This is a genomic window from Acidovorax sp. SUPP2539 (assembly GCF_030158975.1).
In the GTDB taxonomy this organism is placed as follows: Bacteria; Pseudomonadota; Gammaproteobacteria; order Burkholderiales; family Burkholderiaceae_C; genus Paracidovorax.
The window spans coordinates 572,517-590,764 of the sequence record NZ_BQXJ01000004.1 but is presented as its reverse complement, the minus strand read 5'-3'; the positions used below and the strand labels follow the sequence as shown (position 1 = coordinate 590,764).

Sequence of the window (18,248 nt, the reverse complement as noted above, 5' to 3'; positions counted from 1 at the left end):
TCCGCCCCGCCTGGCCTGCGCCCCGTTTTGCCCGAATGACCTGCACTGCACCATGACCGCTTCCTCGTCTCCCTCTTCTTCCAGCGACAGCATCGCCTGGGTCCGCATCTCGTCGTGCTATCTGCCCCTGGCCAACCCCATCAGCGATGCCAAGGTGCTGACCGGCCGGCAAAAGCCCATGACCGAGATCGCCATGCTGTTCGCCGAGATCGAGAGCAAGGACGGCCATCGGGGCCTGGGCTTCAGCTACTCCAAGCGAGCGGGCGGGCCGGGGCAGTTCGCGCACGCCCGGGAGGTCGCGCCGGCGCTGCTGGGCGAAGACCCGAGCGACATTTCCCGGCTGTGGACCAAGCTCTGCTGGGCCGGCGCGTCGGTGGGGCGCAGCGGCATGGCGGTGCAGGCCCTGGGCGCCTTCGACGTGGCGCTGTACGACCTCAAGGCGCGTCGCGCAGGCCTGTCGCTGTCCAAGCTGCTGGGCTCGCAGCGCGACTCGGTGCGCTGCTACAACACCTCGGGCGGCTTTCTGCACACACCGCTGGACCAGTTACTGCGCAACGCCAGCGCCTCGCGCGAGCGCGGCATCGGCGGCATCAAGCTGAAGGTGGGTCAGCCCGACCATGCGCTCGACATCCAGCGCGTGGAGGCGGTCCGCAAGCACCTGGGCGATGCCATGCCCATCATGGTCGATGCCAACCAGCAGTGGGACCGCCCCACCGCGCAGCGCATGTGCCGCGTCTTCGAGCCCTTCAACCTCGTGTGGATCGAAGAGCCGCTGGACGCCTATGACTTCGAAGGCCACGCCGCGCTCGCCGCCCAGTTCGACACGCCGATCGCCACCGGCGAGATGCTCACCAGCGCGGCCGAACACGGCGAGCTGATCCGCCACCGCGCGGCCGACTACCTCATGCCCGATGCACCCCGCGTGGGGGGCATCACCCCGTTCCTCAAGATCGCCGCGCAGGCCGAGCACGCGGGCTTGAGCCTGGGCCCGCACTTCGCCATGGAACTGCACGTGCACCTGGGCGCGGTCTATGCCACCGAGCCCTGGGTCGAGCACTTCGACTGGCTCGAGCCGCTGTTCAACGAGCGCCTGGAAATCCGCGACGGCCGCATGATGGTGCCCACGCGCCCGGGCCTCGGCCTGAGCCTGAGCGAGCAGGCCCGCGGCTGGACGCGCGAAACAGCGGAGTTCGGCACCCGCGCGTGAGCCCGGCGCCATCGACAATCGAGCGGCATGCCGCATGCAAAGCCTCCAGAACATCGCCCCACCCACGACGACCGCCCCATGACCGATTCCGCTTCACCCGCCCGCCCGCCCCTGACCGTGCAGATGCACACGGCCGACAACGTGGCCATCGTCGCCAACGACGGGGGCCTGCCCGCAGGCACGGTGCTGGCCTCGGGCCTGACACTTGTCGACCGCGTGCCCCAGGCCCACAAGGTCGCCCTGGAAGACATCCCACAGGGCGGCGCCGTGCGCCGCTACAACGTGCCCATCGGCTACGCCATCCAGCCCATCCCCGCCGGCAGCTGGGTGCACGAGCGCCTGCTGCACATGCCCGAGGCCCTGTCGCTGGAGGGCCTGCCCCTGGCCACCGTGCGCCCCGAGCCCCTGCCCCCGCTCACCGGCTACACCTTCGAGGGCTACCGCAACGCCGACGGCTCGGTCGGCACCCGCAACATCCTGGCCATCACCCAGACCGTGCAGTGCGTGGCCGGCGTCACCGAATTCGCCGTCGCGCGCATCAAGGCCGAACTGCTTCCCCGCTTTCCCAATGTGGACGACGTGGTGGCGCTGGAGCACACCTACGGCTGCGGCGTCGCCATCGACGCGCCGGACGCCGTCATTCCCATCCGCACCCTGCGCAACATCAGCCTGAACCCCAACTTCGGCGGCGAGGTGATGGTGGTCAGCCTGGGCTGCGAGAAGCTCCAGCCCGAGCGCCTGCTGCCCCCGGGCAGCATCCCGCTGGTGGACGAGCGCAGCGTGGCCGACGTGGGCACCAGCGCCGAGCCCAAGCTGGACGTGGTCTGCCTGCAGGACGACGCCCACGTGGGTTTCATGTCCATGATCGACTCCGTCATGCGGCAGGCGGAAAAGCACCTGGAGCGCCTGAACGCCCGCCGCCGCGAGACCGTGCCCGCCGCCGAACTGGTGGTCGGCGTGCAGTGCGGTGGCAGCGACGCCTTCAGCGGCGTCACGGCCAACCCGGCCGTGGGCTTTTGCACCGACCTGCTGGTGCGCGCGGGCGCCACCGTCATGTTCTCGGAAGTGACCGAGGTGCGCGACGGCATCGACCAGCTCACCTCGCGCGCCAGCACCCCGGAAGTGGCCCAGGCCATGATCCGCGAGATGGCCTGGTACGACGCCTACCTGGACAAGGGCCGGGTGGACCGCAGCGCCAACACGACGCCGGGCAACAAGAAAGGGGGCCTGTCCAACATCGTGGAAAAGGCCATGGGCTCCATCGTCAAATCGGGCAGCGCCCCGATCTCGGGCGTGGTCTCGCCCGGGGACAAGGCCACGCAGAAAGGGTTGCTGTATGCCGCCACGCCGGCCAGCGACTTCATCTGCGGCACGCTGCAGCTCGCGGCCGGCATGAACCTGCACGTGTTCACCACCGGGCGGGGCACGCCCTACGGGCTGGCCGAGGTGCCGGTGATCAAGGTGGCCACGCGCAGCGACCTGGCGCGGCGCTGGCACGACCTGATGGACATCAACGCCGGGCGCATCGCGGACGGGCAGGCGACCATCGCGGATGTGGGCTGGGAGATGTTCCACCTGATGCTGGAGGTGGCCAGCGGGCGCAAGAAGACCTGGGCCGAGCACTGGAAGCTGCACAACGCCCTCGTGCTGTTCAATCCCGCGCCCGTGACCTGAGCGGCCCGGCGGCACCGGCCGCCGAACGCGATGGCGGCAGCGTCACCCGCCCACCAGCGCGCGCACCCAGGCCGGCAGGTCCACGGCTTTCTTGCGCGGAAAGTCCACCCAGATGGTCGTGGCACCGCCGGCCGCGCACACCACGCCGGGCTGGTCCGCGCGCTCCATGGTGCCCCAGGTCTCGAACGTGGTGCGCCCCGGGTCGCTCACGTAGAGCTTGAGCAGCACCTCGGCCGGGTATTCGAGCTGCTGGTAGAAATTGCAGAAGGCATTCACGATCACCGGCCCCTGGCCCTGCGGGTCGGGGTTGCAGCCCGCCGCGACCAGCCAGTCGATGCGGGCCGTCTCCAGATAGCGGAAGTACACGGTGTTGTTCACATGGCCCATGGCGTCCATGTCGCCCCAGCGCACGGGAAAGCGCATCGTGTGCACGAGCGTCTTGGCTTCGGGAATCTCGATCTTCATCGGCGGCCTCGGTTGGTGCCGGGCGTGCGGGGCGGAACGCGCTGCAGACGGCCCGGCGAAGACTGGCGTCCACCCGCACAGCGTATCGCACGGCAGTCCCTGCACAGCGACCTTTTCCCAAACATGAGCACGTCGGCCAGGGCCTGGACGGTCGCACGACCACCTCACGGCTGAAACGCAGCATCCACGCGGTCCCGGGGCCTGTCTGCAGGCGATCGGGCTGCCCCGGAAAACCTGAGCAGTAGGCGAGTAGCGCGCCCGGTCTAAAACTGAATAATCCTCAGAAAACGGAGCCCGGCGGCGTTGCCGGGTCACCGCCGTTTCTGGAAAGCCGCCTCCCATGTCCGAGATCCCCGCCTCCCCCGACCCCGCGCCCGCCGCAGCAGCCGCCGCCACCCTCCCCGTGCGCAAGCTCGAAGTGGACCTGCAAAAGGGCTTCGCCCGCCACTGGCACGGCGGCGATGCCTTCCGCACGCAGTTCTTCAATGCGCTGTCGATGAGCTTTCCGGTGGGCGAGCAATTCTTCATCGATTCCGTGCGCGATGCCACGCCGCTGCTGGGCAACCCCCATGGGCCGCTGGCCACCCGATTCCAGGCCCTGCTGCGCGGCTTCATCGGGCAGGAAGCCACGCACCGGCATCTGCATGGGCTCTACAACGCCGAGCTGGAGCGCCAGGGCCTGCAGAACCACTGGCAGCACTGGGCGCGCGGACGCATCGCCCGCCTGCACCTTCGCACCAAGAATCCGCTGCACGCCCTGGCGGTCACCTGCGCCTACGAACACTTCACGGCCCTGCTGGCCGATGGCACGCTGCGCCATGCGCGCTGGCTCGATGGCGCCGACGCCACGCTGCAGACCGTGTGGCGCTGGCATGCCGCCGAGGAGACCGAGCACCGTGCCGTCGCCTTCGACCTCTACCGCGCCGCGGGCGGCAGCAACGCCTGGCGGGTGCGCTGGTACTTGTATGTGGCGCTGGTGTTCACCGTCGATGCGATGCGCCAGACGGTGCTCAACCTGCAGCGCGACGGCACGCTGTGGCGTCCCTCCACGGCCTGGAGTGCGCTGCGGTTCTTCTGGGGGCGCGATGGCGTGGCCTGGCGCTCGCTGCCGGCGCTGGTGCGCTACCTGCGCAGCGACTTCCACCCCGATCAGGAGCACGCATCGCCCACGGCCGAGGCGCTGGCCCAGCAATGGCTGCAGGCGAACGCCGAGCGCTTTCGCGTGGTGGGGCGTAACTGATTCGGCACTATTATTTTTATAGCAAAACGCCCTAGTTCCCATTGCGCTGGAGGGCGATTTGGCTTGAATCCCTGCAAAAGCTCACCGCGCGGGTGAACCGGCAAATTCGCCGCGCTGCAGCTGCGACACATCGTTGCCCCGCGCGTCCTTGGCGCCGAGGTCCGCGCCCTTGGCCGCCAGGGCCTGCAGCAGTTCGGTCCGCTGGAACAGGGCGGCGTACATGGCGGCGGTCTGGCCGGCGTTGTTGCGCTGATCGGGGGCGCAGTCGGCCTGCACCAGCCGCCGCGCGATCGCCACCTCGCCCTTGAAGATCGCGCCCATCAGGGCGGTGTTGCCGCGCAGGTCCTGCACGCAGGGGTCGGCACCGGCCTTGAGCAACTGCTCCACCACCTCGCGGTGCCCGTGGTAGGCCGCCAGGATGAGCGCGGTGTAGCCTTTTTCATCGCGGACATTGAGGTCGTAGCGGGCGGCGATGAACTCGCCCAGCATGTCGCGCCGGCCCTCGCGGGCTGCATCGAAGAAATAGCGGCGCAACTGCCGCTGGACCTGGACCGGATCGGTCGGGGCTGCCGGCTCGGCGCCTGCCGAGGCTGCGGGTGGCGATGTGGGTGCAGCTGCCGCCGTGCCCGGGGCCGCGCTGGGGGCCGCACCCGCTGCGCCGGCTGCCATCGCGCCCGCACACAGCGCTGCCAGCACCCAAGGGCGCGATCGATGGGAAAGGGACATGCCGATCTCCTTGGAATGGGGGGACGGTCTTGGGAGGGGCACCGCCAGCGGCGCCCCTCGATGCAGCACGCGGGCGCCAGGACGGCCCCCACGCGTGCATCGCATGCCCCGCGTCAGTCTTGCAGCGCGGAGGCCAGTTGCTTCACGCGGGCCAGGTCGCCCTTGGCCACGCGGGCCACGCCCGTGCCGTACTCGGAATCGGCCTTGTACAGGAACGACAGGATGATGTGCTTGCTCTCGGCATCGGCGCCGGCCAGCGATTCGCCGAAGCTCTGGATCAGGTCCTCGCGGTCCTTCTTGCCGTAGCTGCGGTACAGGTCACCGGCCTGCTTGAAGTTCTGCTCCTTGCCGATCTTGGCCTGCTGCGTGGTGCCAGACAGCGGCAACTGGCTGTAGCGCGCCGCCGAGACCTGCGGGCGGGGCTCCAGGCGGCTGGGCTCGTAGTTCACGCCGCTGGTGGTCTGGCCGAAGTTCAGCGTGCCGTCCTGGTTGCCGTTGTTCACGCCGACGCGGGGGCGGTTCACCGGCAGGCTCAGGCCGTTGGTGCCCACCCGGTACAACTGCGTGTCGGCGTACGAGAACACGCGGCCCTGCAGCAGGCGGTCTTCCGAGGGCTCGATGCCCGGCACCACGTTGGCGGGCGCCATGGCGACCTGTTCGGTTTCCTGGAAGAAGTTGTCCACGTTCTTGTTCAGCACCATCTGGCCGATCTTGCGTTCAGGCACATCGGGCCAGATCTTGGTGGCGTCCAGCGCGTTGAACTCGAACTTGTTCAGGTCTTCGGGTTTGAGCACTTGCACGTACAGGTCCCACTTGGGGAAATCGCCCTGCTTGATCGCGTTGACCAGGTCGTTGGTCATGTGGCTGTAGTCCTTGGCCTGGACGGCGGCGACCTGCTGGGGGTCGAGGTTCTTCAGCCCCTGCAGGCTCTTCCAGTGGAACTTCACATAGTGCACCTGGCCCTGGCTGTTGACCAGCTTGTAGGCATGCACTCCGTTGCCGTCCATGAACCGGTAGCCGGCGGGCGTGCCCTCGTTCGAATACAGCAGCGTGAGCGTGCGCGTGGCCTCCGGCACATGCGAGAAGAAGTCGAAGCGGCGGGAATCGTCGTCCAGGTTGGTGCGGGGGTCCGGCTTGAACGCATGCACCATGTCGGGAAACTTGATGGCGTCGCGGATGAAGAAGGTGGGGAAGTTGTTGCCCACCAGATCCCAGTTGCCCTGGCTCGTGTAGAACTTGGTGGCAAAGCCGCGGGGGTCGCGCAGCGTCTCGGGGGAATGGTTGCCGTGCACCACGGAAGAGAACCGCACGAACACCGGGGTGCGTTCGCCGGCGCTGAACACCTTGGCCTGGGTCAGCGAAGACAGGTCTTCCGTCGCCACAAACTCGCCGCGCACGCCGGTGCCGCGGGCATGCACGACGCGCTCCGGAATGCGCTCGCGGTCGAAGCGCTGCAGCTTCTGGATCAGCTGCACGTCCTGCAGCAAGGTGGGGCCGTTCGGGCCGGCGGTCTGCGAATTCTGGTTGTCGCCCACCAGGGCGCCGTTGTCGCGCGTGAGGGCGGATTGGGCGAACGCCGAAGGCGCTACCAACACGCCTTGCAGCACCAGCGCTGCGGTGAAGATTTTTCTGGTTGTCATGGAAACTCCGCTCCAGTCGTTAAGGGAAGCGAATGATCCACGTGGCGGAATGTCGCTCACAAGAGGGGTTTGGCTATGGCCGCGATGAATATTGCCGATGGGCCCCTCACAACCCTTTGGATGGAGTGCAGTAAATGCCGGAAAGCGCGCGGACGGGCGCTATTAAAAAAATAGCAATCTACGAATCGGAACACCCCGCCGGTCGCTTTTTATTACATATCCGAAGCGCTTTCCGGGGTCTTTCGGTTAATTGCCGTCAGTCCAGCCAGCCCAGCAACGCCGCCTTGACCGCGGCCGCCGTCTTGTTGGGCGTCTGCAGTTTGGCAGTGGCGTTCTTGAGGTGAAACCGCACCGTGTTTTCGGACACGTCCAGAATCTGCGCAATATCCGCCATGGTTTTCCCGTCCGCCGTCCATTTGAGGGCCTCCAGCTCGCGCGGGGTCAAGAACGCCTTCTGGCGGGTGCCGTGCAAAGCCTTCATCGCGCGGCCCATGGCTTCGTACGAGGCGCTTGCAAGGAACGACATGCGGGGCTCGTTCGCCTTGAGTTCCTCCTCCGCCAGGGGGACCCGGGAGCGCACCAGGGTCAGAACGCCGCGCAGGCTGCCCACGCTCTGGTTGGCCTGTGACCAGCCGACTTTCAGCCCATGGGACTGCGCTTCACGCCACAGCTCGGGCGCCGAGGCGAAAAGCTCGTCGCTCCAGACCACGGGCCGCTCGGATTTGCGGCAATGGGCCACGGTGGGGTCGATATGGTGGTATTCGGCGACGGAATATCGCCTTTGCCACGCTTCCGGAAAATCGTCCACCTGGACCACCTGCGGGCGGGAGATGGGGACGGGAATGTAGAGGGTATACGCGCATCGCTCGAAACCCAATTCCGTCGCCGCGGACTTGATTTTGCTGAAGATTCTGTTCTTGCAGGTCTCATTGGAGAAACATTCGGAAACCTCCCGCTGCCACGACTGTGCTGCCATCACCACCCCTTTTTTGATTAACTATTTATTAATCAGTCTACCCAGCAATGTTTTGGGAGGGCGCCCTTTCGCCATGCCGATTGGGATGCGCAATATGAAAACCGCGCATAACCCCGCCCGAATCCACGGACGCATGGCGGGGCCGGGCAGGAATCAGCGGTGGGCCTGGATGGTGGCCAGAATGCCCAGGGTGAACATGGCACACGCGGCCCATTGGGCAGGCGCCGGCCAGTGGCCGTCCCAGGCGAACGAATAAACGAGAGCGAATAGGGTCTCGCTCACGATCAACTGGCCGCACAGGCTGGCGGACAGGCGCTGGCTGGCCACATTCCAGAGGATGGTGGCCAGCCAGGTCGCGCCCAGCCCGATCGCAAGGCACACCAGCACGAAGGCGCCGAAACCCGGCTGCGCCGCCAGTTCTGCCGGGGGCGAGCCCTTCACCCCCCACAGCAGCAATCCCCCCAGGCCAGTGGCCACGCCCAGCCAGTTGGCCCATTGGGTTGCGCCCACCTCCGGGTGGCGCTGCACCCAGGCCGAATTGAGGATGGCGAACGCCGTCCAGAAGACCAGCGCCACCAGCACGATGCCGATGCCGCGCCACCAGTACGCCCCGCCACCCGCAGCTGGCGATCCGCCCTCCCCATGCGGCGCGAACGCCATCAGCGCCAGTCCCGCCAGGGTCAGGGCCAGCCCCGGCACCAGGGCCACCCAGCGCAGCCCCTTCGGCTTGCCCAGCAGCATGACCCACACCGGGATGGTGCCGATGATGAGGGCCGGCACCTCCACCCCCGCATCGCGGATCGCCAGCACCAGCAGCAGGTAGTAGCCAGTGAATCCCAGCACGCTCAGGCCCAGGGCGGCCCCGGCCTGGCGGGCGGTGGGCCAGCGCACCGCCCGGCGCGTGCCGGGGCGCAGGCCCCACAGCAGCATGCCCACGGCCATGGCGCCGTAGGCCACGAAACGGCCAGCGGTGAGGTCCACCGACGCGAACCCGGCCGCCATGCGCGGCGCGACGAACACCAGCCCCCAGAGCGCGCCCGCGGCGAGCCCTGCCAGGATTCCAGTCAGCATCGGCCGGCGGTCAGACCGCGAAACCGTCGTCGGCGGCGATCACCGCGCCGTTCACGAAGTGGCTCTGGTCGCTGGCCAGCATCACGATGAGCGCATCCAGGTCCTTGGGCTGGCCCACGCGCTTGCGCGGCAGCATGTCCAGGAGCTTGCGGCCCTGCTCGGTCTGCCAGTGGTGGTGGTTGATCTCGGTGTCGATGTAGCCCGGGCACAGGGCGTTGACCGTGATGCCGAAGCGGCCCCATTCGAGCGCCATGGCACGCGTCATGTGCACCACGGCCGCCTTGCTCATGCAGTAGGCACCGATCTGCGGCAGCACCTTGAGGCCGGCCATCGAGGCGATGTTGATGATGCGCCCGCCGGTGAAGCTGCCCGGCGCCGCCCCGCGCGAGCGCGCCAGCATGCGCTTGCCGACCTCCTGAGCCACGAAGAAGGCGCCCTTCACGTTGGTGTCGAAGATGAAGTCGAAATCCTCGGGTTCCACGTCCTGCAGGCGCTGGGTGGTGGAGACGCCCGAGTTGTTGACCAGGATGTCGATGGAGCCCATCTCCGTCTCGGCGTGGGCCACGGCCGCCTTGATGGAGTCGTGGTCGGTCACGTCCAGCTCGATCACATGGGCATCGCCGCCCTCGCCTTCGATGCGCGCGCGCAGCTCCTTGAGCTTTTCCACGCGCCGGCTGGCCAGCACCACGCCGGCCCCTGCGGCGGCCAGCGTGCGGGCGAACTGCGCGCCGAGCCCGCTCGATGCCCCGGTCACGAAGGCGACGCGCCCTTCCAAATCGATGCTGTAAGCCATGGGATGTCTCTCTTGTCAGAAAATAGAACGATCGTTCGATTGTCGGTTTTCCGTGAATACAATCTGTCCGACCGACGGACTGCGCGCAGGCCAGTCGCCCGCGGCGGATCACCCATTATCAAACCACCACGAGACACCCATGACCCCAGAAGAAATCCTCGCCCAACACGGCCCCCGCGAAGCCATGGAGTACGACGTGGTGGTCGTCGGCGGCGGCCCGGGCGGCCTGGCCACCGCCATCCGGCTCAAGCAGCTCGCCACCGAAAAAGGCCAGGACATCTCGGTCGTGGTGCTGGAAAAGGGCTCCGAGACCGGCGCGCACATCCTGTCGGGCGCCATCATGGACCCGAAGGCGCTGACCGAGCTGATCCCCAACTGGAAGGAGCTGGGCGCGCCGCTCAACCAGCCCGTCACCGACGACGCCATGATCTTCCTGGGCGAAAAGTCGTCCTGGCGCACCCCCAACTTCCTGCTGCCCCAGTGCTTTCAGAACCACGGCAACTACATCGTGAGCCTGGGCAACGTGGTGCGCTGGCTCACCACCCAGGCCGAAAACCTGGGCGTGGAGATCTTCCCCGGCTTTCCGGCCGCCGAAGTGCTCTACAACGAAGACGGCTCGGTCAAGGGCGTGGCCACCGGCAACCTGGGCGTGAGCAAGGAAGGCGAGCCCACCGCCGACTTCCAGCTGGGCATGGAACTGCACGCCAAGTACACGATCTTCGCCGAGGGCGCGCGCGGCCACCTGGGCCGCCAGCTCATCAGCCGCTTCAAGCTGGACCAGGGGCGCGACCCGCAGGCCTACGGCATCGGCGTGAAGGAGCTCTGGGAAATCGACCCCAAGCGCCACCAGCCCGGCTTCGTCATGCACACGGCCGGCTGGCCCATGGACAGCGACACTTACGGCGGCGCGTTCCTCTACCACGCCGAGGACAACAAGGTCACGCTGGGCTTCATCACCGGGCTGGACTACTCCAACCCCTACCTGAGCCCGTTCGAGGAATTCCAGCGCTGGAAGACGCACCCCAACATCCGCTACTACCTGGAAGGCGACGAGGCCAAGGGCATCAAGCCGGCCAAGCGCATCGGTTACGGCGCACGCGCCATCACGGCCGGCGGCCTGCTGTCGCTGCCCAAGACGGTTTTCCCGGGCGGCGCGCTGGTGGGCTGCGAGGCGGGCTACCTCAACGTGAGCCGCATCAAGGGCAGCCACGCGGCCATCAAGACCGGCATGCTGGCGGCTGAAGCGGCCTACGACGCGGTGCACGCGGGGCGCCAGCACGACGAACTCACGGCCTACCCCGAGGCGTTCGAAAAGAGCTGGCTCTACGCCGAGCTGAACAAGGCGCGCAACTTCAAGGCGTGGTTCAAGAAGGGCCTAGCCACCGCCACACTCATGAACGGCATCGAGCAGTTCGTGCTCAAGGGCAACATTCCCTGGACGCTGCACCGCGACAAGCCCGACCACGCCTACCTGAAGCCCGCGGCCGAGTGCAAGCCCATCGTGTACCCCAAGCCCGACGGCAAGCTCACCTTCGACCGGCTGTCCAGCGTGTTCATCAGCAACACCAACCATGCCGAGAACCAGCCGGCACACCTGACGCTCAAGGACCCGAGCGTGCCGGTCAATATCAACCTCGCCAAGTACGCCGGCCCCGAGGCGCGCTACTGCCCCGCCGCCGTGTACGAGTTCGTGCCCGACGAGGCCAAGGGGGGCGATGCCCAGCGGCTGCAGATCAACGCGCAGAACTGCGTGCACTGCAAGACCTGCGACATCAAGGATCCGACGCAGAACATCGTCTGGGTCACGCCCGAAGGGGGCGGCGGCCCGAACTACTCCGGCATGTGATGCCTCCCCCGCCCTCGCCAGGGCGACCCGAAGGGCCTGCTTTGCAGGCCCTTTTTCGTGGGGATTCCGACGGCCTTTGCAGGAACGCGCCTACAGGACCCTCCTGACCTGCGGGCGAGACTGTCTGGCCTTTCCGCGCCGCGCACTGCAGCGCAGTATCAAGAACCACCACGCCATCGAAGCAGGAGACCCCATGGCCCGTTCCCCCGCCCCACGCTACCGCACCCACCGTCGCCCGCTCTGGCCCCTGGCCTTAGGCGCAGCCGCCGTGGGGGCAGCGCTGGCATTCTCGGCCAGCGCATCCGTGCGGGCCCCGCGGGGCATCGAGGTGGTGGAGGATTTCAACCTGGACCGCTATGCCGGGCACTGGTACGAGCTGGCCCGCATCGACCACCGTTTTGAAAAGGGCCTGGTCCAGACCAGCGCCCACTACAGCCGGGGCCCGGACGGATCGGTGCAGGTGCTCAACCGCGGGTTCGATCCGGCCCGCAAGCGCTGGCGCGAATCGCGCGGCCGGGCGGTGTTCATCGGCCGCCCCGACCAGGCATCGCTCAAGGTGTCGTTCTTCGGCCCCTTCTACGGCGGCTACCACGTGGTGGCGCTGGACGAGGACTACCGCTGGGCCATGGTCGTGGGCGCGAGCCTCGACTACCTGTGGATCCTGTCGCGCACCCCCACCCTGCCCCGCGGCGTGCGCCCCCGCCTGCTGGCCCAGGCGCGCGCGATGGGCGTGGACATGGACCGCATCGTCTGGGTGCCGCAGGACGAGGACGGTGCTGTGCGCATCGCAGCCTGACGCGGCACGGCGCCAACTTCGCACCCCATTGCTCCCGAATTAATAGCATCCAAGGCAATAAGATCTATGGCAATCGGCACTTTTCAGCACAAACCGATTGCCTTGGCCCGTCCGAGTCCCCCCGGCACCTCCACGGTCACTGCGCGAACAAAGGCAGGTCGGCCCGCTTGAGCGTGCGCAGCACGAAGCTCGACCGGCTGTGGCGAATGCCCTTGATCTTGTAGAGCTTCTCGCGCAGCAGCCGCTCGTAATCGCGCGTGTCCTTGACCACCACGCGCAGCAGGTAGTCGTAATCGCCCGACACCAGGTGCGCCTCGATGACCTCGGGAATGCTGGCCAGGGTTTCGCCGAACTTCTCGAGCGTGTTGTCCGAATGGCTGTCGAGCGTGACCTGAACCAGCACCGTGTCGTTCAGATCGAGCGCCTTGGGGTTCAGGCGCACGGTGTAGCCCTCGATCACGCCCGCCTCCTCCATCTTCTTGATGCGGCCCCAGCAGGGCGACGGGCTCAGGCCCACGGCGTTGCCGATCTCCTGCAGGCTGGCGCGGGCGTCGGCCTGCAGAACGGAGAGGATTTTTCTGTCGAGGCGGTCCATGCACTGCATTGTTCTCCCAATTCACATATTTCAGAAGAAATTTCTGCAAATCTGGCATTTTTGAAGAAATTCAGAAAATCCATCCAGTGCCCGCACCGCATACTTCATCCATCAAGGCGCCCTTACCGGGGCGCACGAAACAGGCAGGGCCCCGGCGGATTACCGTTCGCCGGGGCGCTTGGCTTTCGAAAGCATGGCCTTCTGGATACACGGCAAGCCCCCGCGCACACCGCGGTCGGATCGCCCGGCGCGCACCGGCGCTGCAGTTAGAATCCGCCCGGTCAGGAGAGAGCGCCGCCCCGTCACCGGGATTGCCGGCGCCGCCGAAGGCGCAGGGTGACCCCGAACGCTCAGGCAAAAGGACTGGCAAAACGCCCGCAGGGATGCGGGCGTTCCCCTTGCTGGAGAGAGGTCCGCCGCGTGCGCGGGCCCACCGAAGGAGCAAGCCCCGCGCCGCCTTGGCACGTGGGTGAATCTCTCAGGTAAAGCGGACAGCGGGGCAAAGGCGTGGCCATGGGGCCGCGTTCCCATTTGCCCTTGCTGGAGATTGCCATGTCCGCCGCCGACGCCGCCCTGCTCACCACCCCGCTGAATGCCCTGCACCTCGAACTCGGGGCCCGCATGGTGCCGTTCGCCGGCTATTCCATGCCTGTGCAGTACCCCGCCGGCCTGATGGCGGAGCATCTGCACACGCGCCAGGCCGCCGGCCTGTTCGACGTGTCGCACATGGGCCAGTTGCGCCTGGTGGGCAGCGATGCCGCGGCCGCGTTCGAATCCCTCATTCCCGTGGACGTGATCGACCTGCCCGTGGGCAAGCAGCGCTACGGCCTGCTGCTGAACGACGAGGGCGGCATCATCGACGACCTGATGTTCATCAAGCAGGGCGAGGGCGACATCTTCGTGATCGTGAACGGCGCCTGCAAGGCCGGCGACATCGCCCACATCCAGGCCCGTATCGGCCAGCGCTGCGAGGTCGTCCCCATGCCCGACCATGCGCTGCTGGCGCTGCAGGGCCCGCAGGCCGTTGCGGCGCTGTCGCGGCTGGCACCCGGCATCGAGCAACTCGTCTTCATGACCGGCGGGCGCTACGAGATCGCGGGCTGCGAGGCCTTCGTCACCCGCAGCGGGTACACCGGCGAGGACGGGTTCGAGATCTCGGTGCCCGCATCGCAGGCCGAGGCGCTGGCACGCGCCCTGCTCGCACAGCCCGAGGTGAAGCCGATCGGCCTGGGCGCGCGCAACTCGCTGCGCCTGGAAGCGGGCCTGTGCCTGTACGGAAACGACATCGACACCAGCACCACGCCCCCCGAAGCCGGCCTGAACTGGGCCATCCAGAAGGTGCGCCGCACGGGCGGTGCGCGGGCCGGCGGCTTTCCCGGCGCGGCCAAGGTGCTGGCGCAGATCGACGACCCGGCCACCCTGGCGCGCAAGCGCGTGGGCCTCACGGCACTGGAGCGCGTGCCCGTTCGCGAACACACCCCGCTGCAAAGCGCCGCGGGCGAGGCCCTCGGCGAGGTCACCAGCGGCCTGCTGGGCCCGAGCGTGAACCAGCCCATCGCCATGGCCTACGTGCCCCCGGCGCTGGCCGCCATCGGCACGCGCGTGCAGGCCATCGTGCGCGGCAAGCCGGTGCCCATGCAGGTGTGCGCGCTGCCTTTCGTGGCGCCCCGCTACCACCGCGGCTGAAGCGGGCAGCCGGGGCCACCGCCAAGGCGGCGGCCACCGCTACATTCCAGATTCCTTTTCTTCATTTTTCAGGAGCCCCCATGACCGTTCAATACTCCCGCGATCACGAGTGGATCGACGCCGCCGATGCCAACGCCGCCGTGGTCGGCATCACCGTCCATGCCCAGGATGCCCTGGGCGACGTGGTGTTCGTGGACCTGCCCGAAGTCGGCAAGACCTTCTCTCAGGGCGAAGTGGCCGGCGTGGTCGAGTCCGTCAAGGCCGCTGCCGATGTGTACATGCCCGTCTCGGGCGAGGTGGTGGAAGTGAACGAGGCGCTGCGCGCCGACCCCTCGCTCGCCAACTCCGATCCCTTGAACGCCGGCTGGTTCTTCAAGGTCAAGCTGTCCGATCCGGCCCAGTTGTCCGGCCTGATGGACGAAACGGCCTACACCGATTTCGCCAAGAACGCCTGAGCCTTTTCCTTCCCCTTTCTTTTTCCGTCCACGGTCCTCTTCCATGCTGATGCAATCCGCCCTGCCGCTTGGCGCGCTTGAAAACGCCACCGAGTTCCTGCCCCGCCACATCGGCATCGACGGGGCGGACGAACAGCACATGCTCTCCGCCATCGGCGAGGCCTCGCGCCGCGCGCTGGTGGACGGCATCGTGCCGCGCTCCATCGCGCGCAGCCGGGCCATGGACCTGCCGCCCGCCACGACGGAAGCCGCGGCACTGGCCGAACTGAAGGCCATCGCCGCACAGAACCAGGTGCTGCGCAGCTTCATCGGCCAGGGCTACCACGGCACGCACACGCCCGGCGTCATCCTGCGCAACATCCTGGAGAACCCCGCCTGGTACACGGCCTACACGCCGTATCAGGCCGAGATCTCGCAGGGCCGCATGGAGGCGCTGGTCAACTTCCAGACCATGGTGTGCGACCTCACGGCCATGCCCATCGCCAACGCCTCCATGCTGGACGAGGCCACCGCGGCGGCCGAGGCCATGACGCTGGCCAAGCGCTCGGTCAAATCGAAAAGCACGCGCTTCATCGTGGCCGGCGACGCGCACCCGCAGACCATCGAGGTGATCCAGACGCGCGCCGCTCCGCTGGGCATCGAGGTGGTGCTGGCCAATTCGCTGGCCGAGTGGAATGACGCGCTGGACGGCGACTACTTCGCCGTGCTGGCGCAGTACCCCGCCACCAGCGGCCGCATCGACGACCTGGCGGCCGATGCCGCCAAGGCGCATGGCAAGGGCGCGGCCTTCATCGCCGCGGCCGACCTGCTGGCCCTCACCCTCATCACGCCGCCCGGCGAATGGGGTGCGGACATCGTGGTGGGCACCACGCAGCGCTTCGGCATGCCCATGGGCGCGGGCGGCCCGCACGCCGCCTTCATGGCCTGCCGCGACGAGTACAAGCGCTCCCTGCCCGGCCGCCTGGTCGGCGTGAGCGTGGACGTGCACGGCAAGCCCGCCTACCGCCTGGCGCTGCAGACGCGCGAGCAGCACATCCGCCGCGAAAAGGCCACCTCCAACATCTGCACGGCCCAGGTGCTGCCCGCCGTGGTGGCCAGCATGTACGCCGTCTACCACGGGCCCCAGGGCCTGATGCGCATCGCCCAGCGCGTGGCCGCCTACACCGCCATCCTGGCCAAGGGGCTGGAGCAACTGGGTGCGCCGCTGCGCCCGCAGGCCGCCTTCGACACGCTGTCGCTGCACACCGAAGGCGCGACGCAAGCCATCGCGGCCCGCGCCGTCTCGCTGGGCGCCAACCTGCGCGTCTATTTCGAGAACTACCTGTGCATCTCGCTGGACGAGACCACCACGCGTGCCGACATCGAGCTGCTGTGGAAGGTGTTCGCCCGGGACGGCCAGGCGCTGCCCACTTTCGCCGCCTTCGAAAAGGGCGTGGAGCCGCTGATCCCCACGGGGCTGCGCCGCACCAGCGCCTTCCTCACGCACCCGGTGTTCAACACCCACCATTCCGAGACCGGCATGCTGCGCTACATCCGCCAGCTGTCCGACAAGGACCTGGCGCTGGACCGCAGCATGATCCCGCTGGGCAGCTGCACCATGAAGCTGAACGCGAGCAGCGAGATGATCCCCATCACCTGGCCCGAATTCGCCAACGTGCACCCCTTCGCCCCGGCCGACCAGCAGCGGGGCTACCGCCTGCTCGACGAGCAACTGCGCGCCTGGCTGTGCGAGGCCACGGGCTACGCCGGCATCAGCCTGCAGCCCAACGCGGGCTCGCAGGGCGAATACGCCGGCCTGCTGGCCATCAAGGCCTACCACGCGGCCCAAGGCGAGGGCCACCGCAACATCTGCCTGATCCCCAGCAGCGCGCACGGCACCAACCCCGCCAGCGCCCAGATGGTGGGCATGCAGGTCGTGGTGACGGCCTGCGATGCCAACGGCAACGTGGACCTGGCCGACCTGCGCGCCAAGTGCGAGCAGCACAGCACGCACCTGGCCTGCGTGATGATCACCTACCCCAGCACGCACGGCGTGTTCGAAACGCAGGTGAAGGAACTGTGCGCGCTGGTGCACCAGCACGGCGGGCGCGTGTACGTGGACGGCGCCAACATGAACGCCCTGGTGGGCGTGGCCGCCCCCGGCGAGTTCGGCGGCGACGTGAGCCACCTGAACCTGCACAAGACCTTCTGCATCCCGCACGGCGGCGGCGGCCCCGGCGTCGGCCCCGTGTGCGTGGTGGCCGACCTGGTGCCCCACCTGCCGGGCCACCGCACCGCGGCCGCGCAAGGCGCCCTGGGCGCCGGCGCGAACGCTGCCAACGGCGTGGGCGCGGTCAGCTCCGCCCCGCTGGGCAATGCCGCCGTGCTGCCGATCAGCTGGATGTACATCCGCATGATGGGCGCCGAGGGCCTGCAGGCCGCGACCGAGACGGCCATCCTGTCGGCCAACTACATCAGCGCGCGGCTGAAGGACCACTACCCCACGCTGTACGCGAGCGCCAACGGCCACGTGGCCCACGAGTGCATCCTGGATCTGCGGGGCCTGAAGGAAACCAGCGGCGTGATGGCCGAGGACGTGGCCAAGCGCCTGATCGACTACGGCTTCCATGCGCCCACGCTGTCGTTCCCGGTGCACAACACGCTGATGGTGGAGCCCACCGAGAGCGAAACGCTGTCCGAGCTGGACCGCTTCATCGACGCGATGATCGCCATCCGCGAGGAGATCCGCCAGATCGAATCCGGTGCCTGGCCGCAGGACGACAACCCGCTCAAGCATGCACCCCACACGGCCGAGAGCCTGCTCGCCCCGGAATGGACGCGGCCCTACGCCCGCGAGACCGCGGCCTTTCCGGTGGACGCCTTGCGCCGCAGCAAGTACTGGTCGCCGGTCGGCCGTGTGGACAACGTCTGGGGCGACCGCAACCTGTCGTGCAGCTGCATTCCGGTGAGCGACTACGCGTGACGGCGAGGGGGTCGCCGGCCGCGCCATGGGCCCGGCCGGCCTGGCCCTTCAACATGGGGTTACAGGGCCGCGGGCAGACTCTTTAAGATCGCGGGCTACCTTTTTTCAGGAGATGC

At 67.8% G+C, this 18,248-nt stretch carries 15 protein-coding genes and 2 riboswitches; of the genes, 8 read left to right on the top strand and 7 right to left on the bottom strand.

Going from position 1 to position 18,248, the window contains the following annotated elements; genetic code table 11:
- Positions 1 to 52 precede the first annotated feature (52 nt).
- Together AVTE2539_RS17355 and garD are read left to right on the top strand one after the other, a co-directional pair.
- Positions 53 to 1,207, top strand: a complete 1,155-nt coding sequence (locus AVTE2539_RS17355; protein WP_272569420.1) for an L-talarate/galactarate dehydratase — start codon at positions 53 to 55, stop codon at positions 1,205 to 1,207.
- 78 nt (positions 1,208 to 1,285) lie between these two features.
- The gene (gene garD / locus AVTE2539_RS17350) at positions 1,286 to 2,881 is read left to right on the top strand and encodes a galactarate dehydratase (RefSeq protein WP_284412410.1); all 1,596 of its coding nucleotides are present in this window, start codon (positions 1,286 to 1,288) and stop codon (positions 2,879 to 2,881) included.
- 42 nt (positions 2,882 to 2,923) lie between these two features.
- Here garD and AVTE2539_RS17345 read toward each other — a convergent pair whose 3' ends face one another.
- Complete coding sequence (locus AVTE2539_RS17345; protein ID WP_284406890.1) at positions 2,924 to 3,346, bottom strand: acyl-CoA thioesterase; 423 nt, start codon at positions 3,344 to 3,346, stop codon at positions 2,924 to 2,926.
- A gap of 340 nt (positions 3,347 to 3,686) precedes the next feature.
- Between AVTE2539_RS17345 and AVTE2539_RS17340 the strand changes: the two genes are divergently transcribed.
- Positions 3,687 to 4,586: a metal-dependent hydrolase gene (locus AVTE2539_RS17340; RefSeq protein ID WP_284412408.1), complete on the top strand. Its 900-nt coding sequence runs from the start codon at positions 3,687 to 3,689 to the stop codon at positions 4,584 to 4,586.
- An 81-nt stretch (positions 4,587 to 4,667) separates the two neighbouring features.
- On the opposite strand, the gene AVTE2539_RS17335 is transcribed toward AVTE2539_RS17340, so the two are convergent.
- From AVTE2539_RS17335 to AVTE2539_RS17315, 5 genes are all read right to left on the bottom strand, one after another.
- Positions 4,668 to 5,312, bottom strand: coding sequence for an ankyrin repeat domain-containing protein (locus AVTE2539_RS17335; RefSeq protein WP_284412406.1), 645 nt, complete (start codon positions 5,310 to 5,312; stop codon positions 4,668 to 4,670).
- A gap of 113 nt (positions 5,313 to 5,425) precedes the next feature.
- Entirely contained in the window at positions 5,426 to 6,952 is a 1,527-nt protein-coding gene (katB, locus tag AVTE2539_RS17330) for a catalase KatB (protein WP_284412403.1), read from the bottom strand.
- A gap of 256 nt (positions 6,953 to 7,208) precedes the next feature.
- Positions 7,209 to 7,928 carry an autoinducer binding domain-containing protein gene (locus AVTE2539_RS17325; protein WP_284412401.1) on the bottom strand — a complete coding sequence of 240 codons (720 nt, stop codon included), beginning with the start codon at positions 7,926 to 7,928 and terminating at the stop codon, positions 7,209 to 7,211.
- 153 nt (positions 7,929 to 8,081) lie between these two features.
- Positions 8,082 to 8,999, bottom strand: a complete 918-nt coding sequence (locus tag AVTE2539_RS17320; RefSeq protein WP_284412400.1) for a DMT family transporter — start codon at positions 8,997 to 8,999, stop codon at positions 8,082 to 8,084.
- Positions 9,000 to 9,009: 10 nt separating this feature from the next.
- Positions 9,010 to 9,792 carry an SDR family oxidoreductase gene (locus tag AVTE2539_RS17315; protein ID WP_272563733.1) on the bottom strand — a complete coding sequence of 261 codons (783 nt, stop codon included), beginning with the start codon at positions 9,790 to 9,792 and terminating at the stop codon, positions 9,010 to 9,012.
- Positions 9,793 to 9,931: 139 nt separating this feature from the next.
- Here AVTE2539_RS17315 and AVTE2539_RS17310 point away from each other — a divergent pair, with 139 nt between their 5' ends.
- Together AVTE2539_RS17310 and AVTE2539_RS17305 are read left to right on the top strand one after the other, a co-directional pair.
- Positions 9,932 to 11,638, top strand: coding sequence for an electron transfer flavoprotein-ubiquinone oxidoreductase (locus AVTE2539_RS17310; protein ID WP_284406895.1), 1,707 nt, complete (start codon positions 9,932 to 9,934; stop codon positions 11,636 to 11,638).
- 193 nt (positions 11,639 to 11,831) lie between these two features.
- Positions 11,832 to 12,434 (top strand): lipocalin family protein, encoded by a 603-nt coding sequence (locus tag AVTE2539_RS17305; RefSeq protein ID WP_284412397.1) that lies wholly within the window; start codon positions 11,832 to 11,834, stop codon positions 12,432 to 12,434.
- Between the two features lie 136 nt (positions 12,435 to 12,570).
- Here AVTE2539_RS17305 and AVTE2539_RS17300 read toward each other — a convergent pair whose 3' ends face one another.
- The gene (locus AVTE2539_RS17300; RefSeq protein WP_272563736.1) at positions 12,571 to 13,029 is read right to left on the bottom strand and encodes an Lrp/AsnC family transcriptional regulator; all 459 of its coding nucleotides are present in this window, start codon (positions 13,027 to 13,029) and stop codon (positions 12,571 to 12,573) included.
- 280 nt (positions 13,030 to 13,309) lie between these two features.
- Positions 13,310 to 13,397: riboswitch (glycine riboswitch) on the top strand.
- 23 nt (positions 13,398 to 13,420) lie between these two features.
- Positions 13,421 to 13,534, top strand: a riboswitch (glycine riboswitch).
- Between the two features lie 47 nt (positions 13,535 to 13,581).
- Here AVTE2539_RS17300 and gcvT point away from each other — a divergent pair.
- The 3 genes from gcvT to gcvP all read left to right on the top strand — a co-directional run bounded on the left by gcvT (position 13,582) and on the right by gcvP (position 18,132).
- Positions 13,582 to 14,715 carry a glycine cleavage system aminomethyltransferase GcvT gene (gene gcvT / locus AVTE2539_RS17295; protein WP_284412395.1) on the top strand — a complete coding sequence of 378 codons (1,134 nt, stop codon included), beginning with the start codon at positions 13,582 to 13,584 and terminating at the stop codon, positions 14,713 to 14,715.
- Between the two features lie 80 nt (positions 14,716 to 14,795).
- A complete protein-coding gene (gcvH, locus tag AVTE2539_RS17290; RefSeq protein ID WP_284400287.1) occupies positions 14,796 to 15,170 on the top strand; it encodes a glycine cleavage system protein GcvH in 375 nt (124 codons plus the stop codon).
- A gap of 43 nt (positions 15,171 to 15,213) precedes the next feature.
- Positions 15,214 to 18,132: an aminomethyl-transferring glycine dehydrogenase gene (gcvP, locus tag AVTE2539_RS17285; RefSeq protein ID WP_284412393.1), complete on the top strand. Its 2,919-nt coding sequence runs from the start codon at positions 15,214 to 15,216 to the stop codon at positions 18,130 to 18,132.
- Positions 18,133 to 18,248 lie beyond the last annotated feature (116 nt).

Bases quoted from the DNA above. Each gene is read 5' to 3' on its own strand.
- AVTE2539_RS17355 (WP_272569420.1), top strand. From the start codon at position 53: ATGACCGCTTCCTCGTCTCCCTCTTCTTCCAGCGACAGCATCGCCTGG.
- garD (WP_284412410.1), top strand. From the start codon at position 1,286: ATGACCGATTCCGCTTCACCCGCCCGCCCGCCCCTGACCGTGCAGATG.
- AVTE2539_RS17345 (WP_284406890.1), bottom strand. From the start codon at position 3,346: ATGAAGATCGAGATTCCCGAAGCCAAGACGCTCGTGCACACGATGCGC.
- AVTE2539_RS17340 (WP_284412408.1), top strand. From the start codon at position 3,687: ATGTCCGAGATCCCCGCCTCCCCCGACCCCGCGCCCGCCGCAGCAGCC.
- AVTE2539_RS17335 (WP_284412406.1), bottom strand. From the start codon at position 5,312: ATGTCCCTTTCCCATCGATCGCGCCCTTGGGTGCTGGCAGCGCTGTGT.
- katB (WP_284412403.1), bottom strand. From the start codon at position 6,952: ATGACAACCAGAAAAATCTTCACCGCAGCGCTGGTGCTGCAAGGCGTG.
- AVTE2539_RS17325 (WP_284412401.1), bottom strand. From the start codon at position 7,928: ATGGCAGCACAGTCGTGGCAGCGGGAGGTTTCCGAATGTTTCTCCAAT.
- AVTE2539_RS17320 (WP_284412400.1), bottom strand. From the start codon at position 8,999: ATGCTGACTGGAATCCTGGCAGGGCTCGCCGCGGGCGCGCTCTGGGGG.
- AVTE2539_RS17315 (WP_272563733.1), bottom strand. From the start codon at position 9,792: ATGGCTTACAGCATCGATTTGGAAGGGCGCGTCGCCTTCGTGACCGGG.
- AVTE2539_RS17310 (WP_284406895.1), top strand. From the start codon at position 9,932: ATGACCCCAGAAGAAATCCTCGCCCAACACGGCCCCCGCGAAGCCATG.
- AVTE2539_RS17305 (WP_284412397.1), top strand. From the start codon at position 11,832: ATGGCCCGTTCCCCCGCCCCACGCTACCGCACCCACCGTCGCCCGCTC.
- AVTE2539_RS17300 (WP_272563736.1), bottom strand. From the start codon at position 13,029: ATGGACCGCCTCGACAGAAAAATCCTCTCCGTTCTGCAGGCCGACGCC.
- gcvT (WP_284412395.1), top strand. From the start codon at position 13,582: ATGTCCGCCGCCGACGCCGCCCTGCTCACCACCCCGCTGAATGCCCTG.
- gcvH (WP_284400287.1), top strand. From the start codon at position 14,796: ATGACCGTTCAATACTCCCGCGATCACGAGTGGATCGACGCCGCCGAT.
- gcvP (WP_284412393.1), top strand. From the start codon at position 15,214: ATGCTGATGCAATCCGCCCTGCCGCTTGGCGCGCTTGAAAACGCCACC.